This window comes from Micromonospora sp. NPDC047670 (assembly GCF_043204915.1).
Taxonomy (GTDB): Bacteria; Actinomycetota; Actinomycetes; order Mycobacteriales; family Micromonosporaceae; genus Micromonospora.
On record NZ_JBIDDA010000006.1, the window covers coordinates 291,327 to 305,712 of the forward strand.

Sequence of the window (14,386 nt, forward strand, 5' to 3'; positions counted from 1 at the left end):
CAGGCTATCGGCGCGGACGGTCGGTCGGGCCGGAACAGTACTGCGACCGTGCCGCGGCGGGGCGCAGACTGGCCGGTGTGACGTTCCTTCCCGGTCTGACGCTCGGCCGACGGTTCCACGACGAGGTGCTCGCGCCGATCCTGCGCCGGCGCTTTCCCGGCCTGCGCTACGCGGCCGGCCTGCTCGACGGCGGCTCGGAGCTGCTCGGGCTGGACACCGCACGCTCCACCGACCACGACTGGGGGCCGCGCGGGCAGCTCTTCGTGGCGGCCGCCGACGCGTGGCGGATCCCGCGGCTGCACGCGGCGCTGGAGGCCGACCTGCCGGCCGACTTCCTCGGCTGGCCGACCCGCTTCGCCGGTCACGGCCGCCTCGGCGTGCTCGACCCGGCGGGGACCCGGCACGGGGTCAAGGTCGACGAGCTGGGCGGCTGGTGGCGCGACCGGCTCGGCTTCGATCCGGCCGCCGGGGTGAGCGCCGCGGACTGGCTGGCCACCCCGACGCAGCGGCTGGCCGAGGTGACCAGCGGCGAGGTCTTCCACGACGGCCTCGACGGTGCGCTCACCGGGGCGCGGGCCGCGCTGCGGTGGTACCCGGACGACGTGTGGCGGCACGTGCTCGCCGCCGGGTGGAGCCGTGTCGCCCAGGCGGAACACCTGCCCGGCCGCTGCGCCGAGGTCGGCGACGACCTCGGCAGCCGGGTGGTCACCGCCGGGCTGGCCCGGGACGTGATGCGGCTCGGCCTGCTGCTGCGCCGCCGCTGGCCGCCGTACGACAAGTGGCTGGGCACGGTGTTCGCCCGGCTGCCGGACGCGGCGCCGGTGACGGCGGCCCTGTCCGACGCGCTGGACCCCGGCGACTGGCCGCGGCGGGAGGACGGGCTGGTCCGGGCGTTGGAGACGGTCGCCGCCTGGACCGACGACACCGGCCTGGCGGCCCCGGTGCGCGCCCGTGCGCGACCCTTCCACCGGCGGCCGTTCCTGGTCCTGGACGCGGGCCGGGTCGCCGCCGCGCTGCGCGCCGCCATCACCGACCCGGCCCTGCGCGCCCGTCCGCCGCTCGGCGCGGTCGACCAGTACGTCGACTGCGTCGACCTGCTGACCCACGCCGACCGGGCCCGGCGGCTGGCCGCCGCGTCGCCCGTCGTGGCGGACGGGCCGGACTGAGTGCGGGGTCGGCCGTCAGCGGCCGGCCGGCATCGGGTCCGTCCGGCGGTCGCCGGCCTCCCGGTCGTGGTCGGTGAGGTCGCGCAGGCGACGGACGGGGGAGAGCAGCAGCGCCAGGGCGCGCGGACCGCCGCGCCCGCGAAGACCAGCAGGATGGCGCGGGTCCCGGCGAGCAGGCCGCCGACCGGGATGGCTCCCCAGGAGACGAACCGGACCGTCGCCATCACCCGGGGGAGCAGCTCGGGCGGACTGGCGATCTGCCGGTAGGTCCGGGTGGTCACGCTGAGCACCACGACGCCGACGCCGCCTCCGCCGAGGCGCACCGCGGGCACGACCTGGTCGGCCGGCGACTGCCCGACGTCGTCCTGCCCGCGCACGACGGCCGACCGGTCGCCACCGCCGACCCGCAGAGCTGGAGCGTGCTCTATCTCTTCCCGGGGCGTTCGCGCCCGGGGCGCGGGCCCTTCCGCCGGGCTGGGCGGGCTCGCCGACTTCGTGGCGCACGCCGGGCTGCCCTTTCCGCTGCTGTCCGACCAGGACGGCCGGCTCGCGGCGGGGGGTTGCAGCTGCCCACCTTCCGGGCCGGCGGCGTCGAGCGGTTCAAGCGCCTGACCCTGCTGGTCGGTCCCGACGCCGTCGTCCGCGCGGTGCAGTTCCCGCTGACCGACCCCGCCGGCTCCGTCGACGAGATGCTCGCCCTCGTCCGGCGCCGGGCCGCCTCGTGGACGCCCGGCGGGGCAGGCCGCCGGAGCGTCGGGCGGGCTGGGTCGTCGCCCGAACGAACGTTAAGCTGACCGGATGGGATCCGAGGAGCTGTACCCGCCGCAGCGGCTGACCGCCGCGCAGCGCGCCACCGCCGCCGCCGGGCTGGACGCGCTGCTGCTCACCCCCGGCTCAGACCTGCGCTACCTGACCGGCTACGACGCGCACGCCGGCGAGCGGCTGACCTGCCTGGTGCTGCCCGCCGAGGGCGAGCCGACGCTGATCGTGCCCGCCCTGGAACGGCCGGCCGCGGAGGCGTCCCCGGCCCCGGCCACCGGGGTGCGCATCGTCGACCACGCCGACGGCAGCGACCCGTACCCCCTCGTCACCGCCGCCCTCGGCGGGCCGGTGGCGGCGGTCGGGCTCGCCGACCGGATGTGGGCCGAGCAGGTCCTCGCCCTGCGCGCGGCACTGCCCGGCGCGCACCAGCGGCTCGCGTCGGAGGTGCTGCGTGAGCTGCGGATCCGCAAGTCCCCGGCCGAGGCCGCCGCGCTGGCCGAGGCCGGCGCGGCGATCGACGCGGTGCACCGACGGATGGGGGAGTGGCTGCGGCCCGGCCGCACCGAGGCGGAGGTCGCCACCGACATCGCCGCGGCGATCCGGGCCGCCGGCCACGTCACCGTGGACTTCGTGATCGTCGCGGCCGGCCCGAACGGCGCCAGCCCGCACCACGGCACCTCCGACCGGCCGATCGGCGCGGGCGAGCCGGTGGTGGTGGACATCGGCGGCACGATGCCCTCGGGCTACCGCTCCGACTGCACCCGCACCTACGTCGCCGGCGGCGAGCCGCCGGCCGAGTTCGTGGACTACTACGCGGTGCTGCACGCCGCCCAGCGCGCGGCGGTGGCCGCGGTCCGCCCCGGCGTGACCGCCGAGGCCGTCGACGCCGCCGCCCGGGAGCCGATCTCCGCCGCCGGCCACGGCGCGGCGTTCCTGCACCGCACCGGCCACGGCATCGGCCTGGACGGCCACGAGGAGCCGTACGTGGTGGCCGGCAACGCCCGCCCGCTCGAGGCGGGGATGGCCTTCTCCGTCGAACCGGGCATCTACCTGGCGGGCCGGCACGGCGCCCGCATCGAGGACATCGTCGTCTGCACCACGGACGGCGTGCAACGGCTCAACACCACCCCCACGGAGCTCATCGCGCTATGACTGTCGACCGGATCCTCCCCACCGACGAGGCCCACGACCTGCTCGACCTCGCCACCGAACTCGCCGACCGGGAGCTCGCCGGACGGGCCGCCGGGTTCGAGGAGCGCGCCGAGTTCCCCCGCGAGGTGCTGCGCACCCTCGGTCGCGCCGGCCTGCTCGGCCTGCCGTACGCCGAGGAGCACGGCGGCGCCGCCCAGCCGTACGAGGTCTACCTCCAGGTGCTGGAGATCCTCGCCAGCCGGTGGCTCGCCGTCGCCGAGGCGGTCAGCGTGCACACCCTGTCCTGCTACCCGCTCGCCCAGTTCGGCACCGACGAGCAGCGCAAGCTGCTGCCCGACATGATCGGCGGGGAGTTGCTGGGGGCGTACTGCCTCTCGGAGCCGCAGGGCGGGTCGGACGCCGCCGCGCTGACCACGAAGGCCGTGCGCGACGGCGACACCTACGTGGTCACCGGCACCAAGGCGTGGATCACCCACGCCCGGGTCGCGGACTTCTACAACGTCTTCTGCCGCACCGGCAGGCCCGGCGCGAAGGGCATCTCCTGCCTGCTGGCCGACCGGGGCACGCCCGGCATCGTGCCGCAGGCGGCCGAGCGGACGATGGGCCTGCACGCCTCGCCGGTGGCGCAGATCGCCTTCGACGACGCCCGGGTGCCGGCCGAGCGGCTGATCGGCGGGGAGGGGATGGGCTTCACCATCGCCATGTCCGCCCTGGACTCGGGGCGCCTCGGCATCGCCGCCTGCGCGGTGGGGCTGGCCCAGGCGGCGCTGGACTACGCGGTGGGCTACGCGAAGGAGCGGCAGCAGTTCGGCCGGGCGATCATCGACTTCCAGGGGCTGGGCTTCACCCTGGCCGACCTGGCCACCCAGATCTCCGCCGCCCGGGCGCTGATGCTCGCCGCGGCCCGGCTGCGCGACGCCGGCCGGCCGTACTCGATCGAGGCGGCGAAGGCCAAGCTGTTCGCCACCGACGTGGCGATGCGGGTGACCACCGACGCGGTGCAGGTGCTCGGCGGCGCCGGTTACGTGACCGACCACCCGGTGGAGCGCTACATGCGCGAGGCCAAGGTGTTGCAGATCGTCGAGGGCACCAACCAGATCCAGCGGCTGGTCATCTCCCGGGCGCTGGCGAAGGACTGACGGTGGGTGACCGCACCGGTACGGAGCATGCGCCGCGTCGTGGCGGCGGAGGGCGCGTCGTCGCAGCCGGGCCGTTTTACCGGTAGGTTGCACGCCGTGGAGGAGATCGACCGTGCCATCGTCGCCGCGCTGACCGCTGACGGTCGGCTGTCGTACACGGACCTGGCGGAGAAGGTGGGCCTGTCGGTGTCCGCCGTGCACCAGCGGGTGCGCCGGCTGGAGCAGCGGGGCGTGATCAAGGGGTACGCCGCCCGGGTCTCCTTCGAGGCCCTGGACCTGCCGCTGACCGCGTTCGTGGCGATCCGGCCGTTCGACCCGTCGCAGCCGGACGACGCGCCGGAGCGGCTGGCCCACCTGCCGGAGATCGATTCGTGCTACTCGGTGGCGGGGGAGGACTTCTACCTGCTGCTGGTGCGGGTGGCCAGCCCGACCGACCTGGAGCGGGTGCTCCAGGAGATCCGGACGGCGGCGAACGTGACCACCCGCACGACGGTGGTGCTGTCGACCCCGTACGAGAACCGGCCGCCGAAGATCAGTGCCGAGCCCCCGGCTCGGGCGCGTTCCCGGGCGGCGGGGGAACCGGCTGGTTCCACCGCAGGATGACCGGTCGGCCGTGCTCGTGGCCGAGCACGCTGACCGTGGCGGTGTCCAGCCGCAGCAGCCCGCCGGCGGACGGCGGCAGGCCGACCCAGCGGGCACCGAGCACGCGCAGGCTGTGCGCGTGCCCGACGAGGGCGACGGTGCCGTCGTCGAGCAGGGGGTGGACCCGGGCGAGGACCCGGTCGAGGCGCTCGCCGACCTGGCTGGGGGACTCCCCGCCGGGGCAGCCGTCGGTCCAGAGGTTCCAGCTCGGGTGCTCGTCGTGGATGTCGGCGGTGGTGCGCCCCTCGTAGTCGCCGTAGTGCCACTCGGCCAGGTCGCCGTCGGTCCCGCTGACGTCGAGGCCGGCGAGCTGGGCGGTGTGCAGGGCCCGGACGCGGGGGCTGGTCAGGACGGCGGTGAAGCGTCGACCGGCGAGGAACCGGCCGAGGGCGTGGGCCTGCCGCTCGCCGTCGGGGGTGAGCGGCAGGTCGGTGTACGAGGTGTGCCGGCGGCTGGCGCTCCAGGTGGTCTCGCCGTGCCGGATCAGCAGGATCTCTCCCATTGGCCCAGTCAACCAGACACCCCTCACTCCCGTTCACCTAGTGTCCTAGGATGCTCTAGCGGGTATGAGGCCGCCGGGCCACAACAACCGGGTTTCCGACGGCCAAGGAACGGCTGGGCGGCGAGGGCGCAACGCAGCAGAGCGACGCGCGTGCCCGGCGGGTCGGCGAACACGCCACGTACGCCGGACGTGACGTGAAGGACGCCTTCACGAGGTGATGTCGCGGACGGCGGTGGGTCCGGCCCAGGGCTGGACCCACCGCACGGACGCGTCACCCCCGGGGCCGGCGGTCGGCTCCGGGGGTGACGGTGTACGGACGGTCAGTCGTCCAGGCGGTGGTCGGCCCACCACTTCTGCCCGGTCTCGGGCAGGGTGTCGATCGGGTCGTAGTAGGCGTAGCGCTTGTTGAGCGCCTCGGCGTCGGCGGACTCGATGGAGGTGCGGTAGTTCTTCGTCCAGTAGGAGATGCCGCGCTCGCGGTCGTACTCGGTGAGCATGTGCACCCAGCGCTTGCCGACGAAGGGGACGTCGCAGACGATGCGCGGCGTGGCGTAGCCGGGCAGGTAGCCCATGATGTCGTGCTGGAGCTGCTGGGCGTGCCAGACGGGGACCCGCCAGTGCTCGGCGTTGGGGATCATGTCGCACATGTAGAAGTAGTACGGCAGGATGCCCGCTTCGCCCTGCAGGGCGAAGCAGAGGTCGAGCAGGTCGGGGGCGGTGGCGTTGACGCCGCGCATGAGGACGCCCTGGTTGCGGACGTCGCGCACACCGACGTCGAGGGCGGTCTGGGCGGCCTTGGCGACCAGCGGGGTCAGCGACTGGGCGTGGTTGACGTGGGTGTGGATGGCGAGGTTGACGCCGCGGCGGGCGGCGGTGCGGGCGACGCGTTCGAGGCCCTCGACGACGTCGGGCTGCAGCCAGTGCTGGGGCAGGCCCATGAGGGCCTTGGTGGCGAGCCGGATGTCGCGGACGGTCTCCAGCTCCAGCAGCCGCATCAGGTACGACTCGAGGTTCTTCCACGGGACGTTGGCCACGTCGCCGCCGGAGACGACGACGTCGCGGACGCCGGGGTGGGCCTTGAGGTAGCTGATGTGGGCGTCGTAGCGGTCGACGGGCTTGAGGGTGAGCTTGAGCTTGTCGACGGCGGGGGTGGAGTTGCCGACGAGGTCCATGCGGGTGCAGTGCCCGCAGTACTGCGGGCAGGTGGAGAGCAGCTCGGCGAGGACCTTGGTGGGGTAGCGGTGGGTGAGGCCCTCGGCGACCCACATGTCGTGTTCGTGCAGCGAGTCGCGGCTGGCGTACGGGTGGGAGGGCCAGTCGGTGCGCCGGTCGGAGGCGACGGGGATCATGTAGCGCCGGATGGGGTCGGCGAGGAACGCCTCGGTGGTCATCGGGGCGAACGGGACCATGGTGTTGAGCATCTGCGGCGGCACCAGCATGGACATGGTGGCCAGGGCCTTCTGGTCGGCCTCGAGGTCGGCGTAGAAGGTGTCGTCGACGAGGTCGCCGAGGACGTTGCGCAGCTGCTTGATGTTCTTGACGCAGTTGACGCGCTGCCACTGGGCGCTCTCCCACTGGTCGCGGGTGATGTGGCGCCAGCCGGGGAAGCGGGTCCAGTCGGGTTCGACGAGGGGCGCGCGGCGGTATTCGTAGGGCTGTCCGGCGGTGGGGACCGCGACCGGCGCGGGGCGGGACGCTGGGATGGTCTCCACCGGTTGTGTCTGGGTCACGGCCCCTCCTCGGGTGGTGCGGTTGTTCAGCGGTCCGAAGGCTACTGGAAAATATCCGGTGAAGAAATTAGTCTGCCGGAAGTTTTCCCGCTACGCGAGCCCTGGCCGGGGCTTCGGGCGGCTTGACAGGGGAGGTCGGCGTGACGTCACCGGTGGGTCTGCACCGCGTTGTCGAACCGGCGGGGGTGCTGCCGCAGGCGGCGTGGCGGCTGGACGCGCGCCCGGAGATCGGGGCGAACGAGGTTCGTATCCGGGTGGAGCGGCTGAACCTGGACGCGGCGAGCTTCCGGCAGTTGTGGGAGAAGCACGGCGGCGACGGCGACGCGGTCCGCGCCGAGGTCCTGGAGATCGTGTCGACCCGGGGGAAGATGCAGAACCCGGTGACCGGGTCCGGGGGCATGCTGATCGGCACGGTGGAGGAGGCGGGGCGGCGGTCCCCGCTGGGGCTGAAGCCGGGGGAGCGGGTGGCGACGCTGGTGTCGCTGACGCTGACGCCGCTGACGATCCTCGACGGGCTGGCCCGCTGGGACGGGCGCAGTGAGCAGGTGCCGTGCGACGGGTACGCGATCCTGTTCGCCCGGTCGATCGCGGCGGTGCTGCCGGCGGATCTGGACCCGCAGTTGTCGCTGGCGGTGCTTGACGTGTGCGGTGCGCCGGCGTTGACGGCGCGGGTGGTGTCGCGGCACGTGGCGGACCGGGAGCGCGCGGGTGACCCGTCGCCGGTGCGGGTGGCGGTGATCGGTGGCGCGGGCAAGAGCGGGTCGTTGTCCCTGGCGGCGGCGCGGCGGGCGGGTGCCGCCCGTACGGTCGGGGTGGTGCCGGTGGCGGCGGAGCGGGACGCGCTGACGGCGGCGGGCCTGGCGGACGCGGTGGCGTTGGCCGACGCGCGGGATCCGGTGGCGCTGTCGACGGCGGTGACGACGGCGCTGGGGGCGCCGGCGGACGTGACGGTGGTCTGCGTGGACGTGCCGGGCTGCGAGCACGGGGCGGTGCTGGCGACGGCGGACGGCGGCACGGTGATCTTCTTTTCGATGGCGACGAGTTTCGCGGCGGCGGCGTTGGGCGCGGAGGGCCTGGCGGCGGACGTGACGATGCTGGTCGGCAACGGTTACGTGCCGGGGCACGCGGAGTTGGCGTTGGGGTTGCTGCGTTCGGAGCCGGGGGTCCGGGCGCTGTTCGAGTCGCGGTTGGCGGCAGACTGACTGTCATGACGAACCCCTCGACTCTGTACCGCGGTGGAGTGCTGCACTGTCCGGCCGATCCGACGGCGACGGCCCTGCTGGTGCGCGACGGCAGGATCGCCTGGCTGGGGGCGGACGCGGACGCGCCGGCCGCCGACCGGGTGGTGGACCTGGACGGGGCGTTGGTGACGCCAGCGTTCGTGGACGCGCACGTGCACGCGACGGACACGGGGTTGGCGTTGTCGGGGCTGGACCTGTCGGCGGTGCGGTCGGCGGGGGAGCTGCTGGACGCGGTGGCGGCGTTCGCGGCGGGGTTGGCGTCGGACGCGGTGGTGCTGGGGCACGGCTGGGACGAGTCGGGTTGGCCGGTGGCGCAGTTGCCGGACGCGGCGGCGTTGGACCGGGCGGCCGGGGGCCGGCGGGTGTACCTGTCGCAGGCGTCGATCCATTCGGCGCTCGTGTCGGCGGCGTTGCTGGCGGCGTGTCCGCAGGTGGTGTCGGCGGCGGGCTACGACCCGTCGGGCTGGTTGCGGCGCGACGCGCACCACGTGGTGCGGGCGGCGGCGTTCGGGTCGGTGACGCGGGCGCAGCGGGTGGCGGCGCAGCGGGCGGCGTTGGCGCACGCGGCGTCGCTGGGCATCGCGGCGGTGCACGAGTGCGGTGGCCCGGAGATCTCCGACGAGGAGGACTTCACCGGCGTGCTGGCGTTGTCGGGTGACGGCGTGGCGGAGGTGTACGGGTACTGGGGTGAGCTGCTGGGGGCGGCGCGGGCCCGGGAGTTGGGTGCGGTCGGGGCGGGGGGTGACCTGTTCGCCGACGGGGCGTTGGGGTCGCGCACGGCGCACGTGTCGCGGGACTACCTGGACGGCGAGGGTGGGTGCGGGCACGGGTACCTCAGCGCGGAGCAGGTGCGTGAGCATCTGCTGGACTGCGCGGCGCACGGGGTGCAGGGCGGGTTCCACGCGATCGGTGACGCGGCGATCTCGACGGTGCTGGAGGGTTTCGCGGGCGCGGCGGAGAAGCTGGGCACGGACCGGGTGCGGGCGGCGCGGCACCGGGTGGAGCACGCGGAGATCATGAACAAGCGGCTGATCGCCGGGTTCGTGGAGTACGGGATCGTGGCGAGCATGCAGCCGGCGTTCGACCGGTTGTGGGGTGGCGCGGGTCGGATGTACGAGTCGCGGTTGGGGTTGGACCGGTCGTTGGAGTCGAACCCGATGGGGGCGATGCACGGTGTCGGGGTGGCGTTGGCGTTCGGTTCCGATTCGCCGGTGACGCCGCTGGATCCGTGGGGTTCGGTGCGGGCGGCGGTGTGGCATCACAACCCGACGCAGCGGATGAGTGTGCGGGCGGCGTTCGCGGCGCACACCCGTGGCGGGTGGCGGGCGGTGCACCTGGACAGCGAGGGTGTGCTGGCGTTGGGGGCGCCGGCGACGTTCGCGGTGTGGTCGACGCCGGCGGGGGTGGAGCGGGGTTTGCCGGTGTTGTTGGCGCGGGATCCGGAGGCGCGGGGTCCGCAGGATCCGACGCCGCTGCCGGTGTGCCGGCGCACGGTGTTGCGTGGTGACGTGATCTACGAGGAAGGGTCTGCGTGAGCGAGCGTAGCGAGCGGGGCATCGATACCGCGCGGGCGTGCCGGGTCGTCGGCGAGCGCGGGGTGATGGCGTGACGGGCAAGCTTGACCTGGACCCGCGGCTGGTGGCGCGGGCGCGGGAGTTGGCGCGCCGCGCGGGGCAGCCGGTGGTGGATCTGGCGCGCAGCCACACGACGGTGTCGGTGGAGCGGGCGGTGTTGCGGCTGGCCGGGGTGAGCGGCGCGGACCCGGACGGCATTCCGTGGGTGAACCGGCTCGTCGACGTGGTGGTCGCGGACGTGGGGTTGGGGCACGGGGTGGCGCTGCCGGTGTTCGACGCCCTGGCGCGGGAGCAGATCAGCGACGTGACATTGCTGGCGCAGAAGGCGGCGGCCGGGTCGGTGCGGTTTCAGCAGCCGACCGGGAAGGCGGCCACCGCGGCCCGGAAGGCGGCCCGGAGGGCGGTCGGGGCGGGTGTGCGGTTGATCGACCGGCGGCGCGCGGAGCGGGATCGTCTGGTGCGGCGGTTCGGGGATCCGAAGCAGCGGCCGTGGATCTACCTGATCGTGGCGACGGGTGACATCTACGAGGACATTCCGCAGGCGCAGGCGGCGGCGCGGGCCGGCGCGGACGTCATCGCGGTGATCCGGTCGACGGGGCAGTCGCTGCTGGACTACGTGCCGGAGGGCGCGACCCGGGAGGGGTTCGCCGGCACGTACGCCACGCAGGAGAACTTCCGGTTGATGCGGGCGGCGTTGGATCAGTCGTCGAGGGAGTTGGGCCGGTACGTGCGGCTGACGAACTACGCGTCGGGGCTGTGCATGCCGGAGATGGCGACCCTGGCCGGCCTGGAGCGGCTGGACATGATGTTGAACGACTCGATGTACGGGATCTTGTTCCGCGACATCAACCCGATCCGTACGTTCGTGGACCAGCGGTTCTCGCGGCAGGTGCACGCGCGGGCGGGGATCATCATCAACACCGGTGAGGACAACTACCTGACCACCGCGGACGCGGTGGACGAGGCGCACACGGTGACGGTGTCGCAGTTGCTCAACGAGTTCTTCGCGCACGAGGCGGGGCTGGCGGACTGGCAGTTGGGGTTGGGGCACGCGTTCGAGATCAACCCGGACGTGCCGGAGTCGTTGCGGTTGGAGTTGGCGCACGCGCTGCTGGCGCGGGAGCTGTTCCCGGACGCGCCGCTGAAGTGGATGCCGCCGACGAAGCACATGACGGGTGACGTGTTCCGCGGCAACCTGCTCGACGGGTTCTTCAACCTGGTGGGCACGATGACCGGTCAGGGCATCCTGCTGGTGGGGATGATGACCGAGGCGGTGGTGACGCCGTGGTTGTCGGACCGGGACATCGCCCTGCAGAACGTGCGGTACGTGCTGGGTGCGGCCGGTGGGTTGCACGAGGACTTCGTGCCGGCGCCGGGCGGGTTCATCCAGCAGCGGGCCAACCGGGTGCTCGCTGAGGCGGTCGACCTGCTGGAGCGCATCGGTGAGCAGTCGCTGTTGACGGCGATCGCCGAGGGCACGTTCGGGATCATGAAGCGGCCGGCGGACCGGGGCAAGGGCCTGGCGGGGGTGGCCGCGCACGAGGCCGACTACTTCAATCCGGCCACGGAGCTCCTGGAAGGGGATGCGGCGTGAGCGCCGTCGAGGTCGGCGCGGCGGCGCCCGCCGAGAAGAGGATCGTGCGGCCGTACGGGGACACCACCGGCGACGGCATGGTGCAGGTGTCGTTCACGTTGCCGGTGCCGCACGACAAGCGGGCCGAGGGCGCGGCGGTGCAGTTGGCGAACAAGATGGGCATGGACCCGGCGATGCTGGTGCACGCGAAGCCCATCGGTGAGGGTTTCACCTTCTTCGTGGTGTACGGGCGGGTGAACCACCTGGTGGATCTGTCGGCGGTGCAGGTGGTGGAGCGTGACTTTCCGCTGCTGAGCGCCAAGGAGGTCAACGCGGTGGTGAAGCAGCGGTTGCGGCGCAAGTTGTCGGTGGTGGGGGCGTGCATCGGCACGGACGCGCACACCGTCGGCATCGACGCGATCCTGAACGTCAAGGGGATCGCGGGGGAGAAGGGCCTGGAGTACTACCGGGAGTTGAAGGTCACCAATCTGGGTGCGCAGGTGAGTGTGCCGGAGTTGGTGGAGGCGGCCCGGGTGGAGAGGGCCGACGCGGTGTTGGTGTCGCAGGTGGTGACGCAGCGTGACGCGCACCTGCACAACACCCGGGAGATGTCGGCGGCGTTCCGGGAGGCGATGCCGGCCGGGAAGCGGCCGCTGCTGATCGTGGGTGGGCCGCGTTTCGACGAGACGATGGCCGGTGAGTTGGGCGTGGACCGGATCTTCGGTCGGGGCACCACGCCGGGCGAGGTGGCGAGCTACCTGGTGCACGCGTTGATCACGGAGAAGAAGGCGAAGGCATGAGTGATTCCCGGGTCGGTCTGACGGTCACCCACCGGCGGTACGTGCCGTACTCGCATGCCCACTACGCGGGCAACCTGGTCGACGGGGCGTACGCGTTGGGGTTGTTCGGGGACGTAGCGACGGAGGTGTGTATCCGCACCGACGGCGACGAGGGGTTGTTCGCGTCGTATTCGGATGTGCAGTTCAGGGCGCCGATGAAGGCCGGGGACGTGCTGGAGGTGACGGCGACGGTGACCCGGGTGGGTACGCGCAGCCGCACGATCGACTTTGTGGCGCGGGTGGTGTGCCGGGGTCGTCCGGACAGGGGTGAGTCGGCGGCGGAGGTGCTCGACGAGCCGGTCGTGGCGGTCACCGCGACCGGCACGGTGGTCGTTCCGCCGGCGGCGTGAGGCACGCGGTCTGCGCCGACGTCGGGTCCACGTACACGAAGGTGGCGGTGGTGGACCTCGACGCGGGCGCGTTGGTCGCGGCGGCGTCGGCGCCCACGACGGTGGGCACGGATGTGCTGCACGGCTTGGACGCGGCGGTCAGCGCGGCCACCGCCGCGCTCGGGGTGGGTGACGCGCCGTGGTACGTGTGTTCGTCGGCCGGTGGTGGGTTGCGGCTGGCGGTCGTCGGCTACGAGCATCTGGTGACCGCGCAGGCGGGCCGGCGGGTGGGTCTGTCGGCGGGCGCGAACGTGGTGCACGTGGCGGCGGGGCGCCTCGGCGCGGCGGAGCTGGCGGGGTTGCGGGCGGCCCGCCCGGACGTGGTGCTGTTGGTGGGTGGCACCGACGGCGGTGACGCCGAGACGCTGACGCACAACGCGACCCGGTTGGCGAGGGCGCGTTGGCGGGTGCCGGTGGTGCTGGCCGGCAACGTCGACGTGCGTGCCGATCTGCACGCGCTGCTGGCTTCGGCGGGGGTGCCGGTGACGGTGGCGGACAACGTGTTGCCCCGCATCGGGGTGCTGGCGCCGGGGTCGGCGCGCGCGGCGATCCGGGAGGTGTTCCTGCGGCACGTCATCGGCGGGAAGCGGCTGTCGCGGGGGACGCGGTTCGCGCGGCTGGTGCGGGCGGCCACGCCGGACGCGGTCCTCACCGGTGTGGAGGTGCTCGCCGACGCTCTCGGCGGCGACCTGGTGGTGGTGGACGTGGGCGGCGCCACCACCGACGTGTATTCGGTGTTGACGCCGGATGAGCGGGCCAGCGGGCCGGGCCGGGAGGTGGCGGGGTCGCTGTGGCGGGCGCGCACGGTGGAGGGGGATCTGGGGATGCGGTGGAGCGCGCCGGGGGTGGTGCGGGCCGCCGCGGAGGAGCGGTTGCTGAGCGACGTGGAGCGTGAGGACCTGGCCGCGGCGGCGGTGGTGCGCGCCGACGATCCGGGGTTTCTGCCGGGCGGGGAGGCGGACCGGGCGGTGGACGCGCGGATCGCGGCCCTGGCGGCGACGGTGGCGTTGCGGCGGCACGCCCGTGGTGCGGCCACGGGTGAGCGGGCCGGGCGGGATCTGCGGGACGTGCGGCTGCTCGTCGGCTCCGGTGGGGTGTTGCGGCACGCGGCGCCGGGCGACGCGGCCGGTGTGTTGGGGGCGGTGTTGAGCGATCACGCCGGCGGGTGGGCGCTGCCGCGTGCGGCCCGGCCGGTCGTCGACTCCGACTATGTGCTGGCCGCCGGTGGGCTGCTGGCCGCCGAGCATCCTCGGGCGGCGGCGGCGTTGTTGCGTCGCCATCTGGCAACGGATTGAGACTCGCCGACGCGACACGCCGTGGCACATCACACGACAGGCCGGGGTGGGTTGACAGCGGCGGGGGTCTACGCCGTACCGTCTTTGAGTCCTACTACGGGAAGCGGCTGTTGTTCGCTTCGTCCCTTCGTCCGCTGGCCGAGCGACATGTGAGTGGTGCGTCGCGGCGGCCAGGTCCAGCGGGCGGGGGTCGGCGGGGCGGCGCGAACCGGCCGCGGTTACCGGTGTACGGGCAGGGTGAGGTGCACGGCCAGTAGACAACGGCCAGGCGGGGGCAGCCAGTCCGCGTCGGGTCGGTCCGAAGGTCGGCGCAGCTCATTCTCGCCCCACCGGCCGGGAAGGGCCTGGGAGCATCGGGGCGCGGCGCGAGCCGCGCCCCGAT

At 73.6% G+C, this 14,386-nt stretch carries 13 protein-coding genes and 1 pseudogene; 11 read left to right on the forward strand and 3 right to left on the reverse strand.

Going from position 1 to position 14,386, the window contains the following annotated elements:
* Positions 1-77 precede the first annotated feature (77 nt).
* Positions 78-1,166, forward strand: a complete 1,089-nt coding sequence (locus ACGF7U_RS17480) for a DUF4037 domain-containing protein (protein WP_393107671.1) — start codon at positions 78-80, stop codon at positions 1,164-1,166.
* A 15-nt stretch (positions 1,167-1,181) separates the two neighbouring features.
* On the opposite strand, the pseudogene ACGF7U_RS17485 reads toward ACGF7U_RS17480, so the two are convergent.
* Positions 1,182-1,468: pseudogene (locus tag ACGF7U_RS17485) on the reverse strand (MFS transporter); the annotation flags it as partial.
* Between the two features lie 258 nt (positions 1,469-1,726).
* On the opposite strand from ACGF7U_RS17485, the gene ACGF7U_RS17490 reads away from it, so the two are divergent.
* The 4 genes from ACGF7U_RS17490 to ACGF7U_RS17505 all read left to right on the forward strand — a co-directional run bounded on the left by ACGF7U_RS17490 (position 1,727) and on the right by ACGF7U_RS17505 (position 4,822).
* Positions 1,727-1,960, forward strand: coding sequence for a hypothetical protein (locus ACGF7U_RS17490; protein WP_393107673.1), 234 nt, complete (start codon positions 1,727-1,729; stop codon positions 1,958-1,960).
* 4 nt (positions 1,961-1,964) lie between these two features.
* On the forward strand, positions 1,965-3,080 hold the full coding sequence (locus tag ACGF7U_RS17495) for a M24 family metallopeptidase (RefSeq protein ID WP_393107675.1): 1,116 nt from the start codon (positions 1,965-1,967) through the stop codon (positions 3,078-3,080).
* A complete protein-coding gene (locus ACGF7U_RS17500; RefSeq protein ID WP_393107677.1) occupies positions 3,077-4,219 on the forward strand; it encodes an acyl-CoA dehydrogenase family protein in 1,143 nt (380 codons plus the stop codon). Before ACGF7U_RS17495 ends, ACGF7U_RS17500 begins: the two co-directional genes overlap by 4 nt.
* A 96-nt stretch (positions 4,220-4,315) precedes the next feature.
* The gene (locus ACGF7U_RS17505; RefSeq protein WP_393107679.1) at positions 4,316-4,822 is read left to right on the forward strand and encodes an Lrp/AsnC family transcriptional regulator; all 507 of its coding nucleotides are present in this window, start codon (positions 4,316-4,318) and stop codon (positions 4,820-4,822) included.
* Here ACGF7U_RS17505 and ACGF7U_RS17510 read toward each other — a convergent pair.
* Both ACGF7U_RS17510 and ACGF7U_RS17515 read right to left on the reverse strand, forming a co-directional pair.
* Positions 4,752-5,363: a histidine phosphatase family protein gene (locus ACGF7U_RS17510; RefSeq protein WP_393107680.1), complete on the reverse strand. Its 612-nt coding sequence runs from the start codon at positions 5,361-5,363 to the stop codon at positions 4,752-4,754. The two genes, ACGF7U_RS17505 and ACGF7U_RS17510, sit on opposite strands and share 71 nt — an antisense overlap.
* Before the next feature lie 320 nt (positions 5,364-5,683).
* Positions 5,684-7,093, reverse strand: a complete 1,410-nt coding sequence (locus ACGF7U_RS17515; protein WP_393107681.1) for a KamA family radical SAM protein — start codon at positions 7,091-7,093, stop codon at positions 5,684-5,686.
* 152 nt (positions 7,094-7,245) lie between these two features.
* Between ACGF7U_RS17515 and ACGF7U_RS17520 the strand changes: the two genes are divergently transcribed.
* The 6 genes from ACGF7U_RS17520 (at position 7,246) to ACGF7U_RS17545 (ending at position 14,004) form a co-directional block, all read left to right on the forward strand.
* Positions 7,246-8,295: a zinc-binding alcohol dehydrogenase gene (locus ACGF7U_RS17520; protein ID WP_393108000.1), complete on the forward strand. Its 1,050-nt coding sequence runs from the start codon at positions 7,246-7,248 to the stop codon at positions 8,293-8,295.
* Positions 8,296-8,300: 5 nt separating this feature from the next.
* The gene (locus tag ACGF7U_RS17525) at positions 8,301-9,869 is read left to right on the forward strand and encodes an amidohydrolase (RefSeq protein WP_393107683.1); all 1,569 of its coding nucleotides are present in this window, start codon (positions 8,301-8,303) and stop codon (positions 9,867-9,869) included.
* Positions 9,870-9,939: 70 nt separating this feature from the next.
* Positions 9,940-11,502, forward strand: coding sequence for a lysine 5,6-aminomutase subunit alpha (locus ACGF7U_RS17530; RefSeq protein WP_393107685.1), 1,563 nt, complete (start codon positions 9,940-9,942; stop codon positions 11,500-11,502).
* The gene (locus ACGF7U_RS17535) at positions 11,499-12,281 is read left to right on the forward strand and encodes an OAM dimerization domain-containing protein (protein ID WP_393107687.1); all 783 of its coding nucleotides are present in this window, start codon (positions 11,499-11,501) and stop codon (positions 12,279-12,281) included. The genes ACGF7U_RS17530 and ACGF7U_RS17535 overlap by 4 nt, the downstream gene beginning before the upstream one ends.
* Positions 12,278-12,670: a hotdog domain-containing protein gene (locus ACGF7U_RS17540; protein ID WP_393107689.1), complete on the forward strand. Its 393-nt coding sequence runs from the start codon at positions 12,278-12,280 to the stop codon at positions 12,668-12,670. Before ACGF7U_RS17535 ends, ACGF7U_RS17540 begins: the two co-directional genes overlap by 4 nt.
* Positions 12,667-14,004, forward strand: a complete 1,338-nt coding sequence (locus ACGF7U_RS17545; protein ID WP_393107691.1) for a glutamate mutase L — start codon at positions 12,667-12,669, stop codon at positions 14,002-14,004. The genes ACGF7U_RS17540 and ACGF7U_RS17545 overlap by 4 nt, the downstream gene beginning before the upstream one ends.
* The last annotated feature ends 382 nt before the right edge of the window (positions 14,005-14,386 follow it).

Coding starts and splice junctions, on each gene's coding strand:
- ACGF7U_RS17495 (WP_393107675.1), top strand. CDS start 1,965: ATGGGATCCGAGGAGCTGTACCCGCCGCAGCGGCTGACCGCCGCGCAG.
- ACGF7U_RS17500 (WP_393107677.1), top strand. CDS start 3,077: ATGACTGTCGACCGGATCCTCCCCACCGACGAGGCCCACGACCTGCTC.
- ACGF7U_RS17510 (WP_393107680.1), bottom strand. CDS start 5,363: ATGGGAGAGATCCTGCTGATCCGGCACGGCGAGACCACCTGGAGCGCC.
- ACGF7U_RS17525 (WP_393107683.1), top strand. CDS start 8,301: ATGACGAACCCCTCGACTCTGTACCGCGGTGGAGTGCTGCACTGTCCG.
- ACGF7U_RS17540 (WP_393107689.1), top strand. CDS start 12,278: ATGAGTGATTCCCGGGTCGGTCTGACGGTCACCCACCGGCGGTACGTG.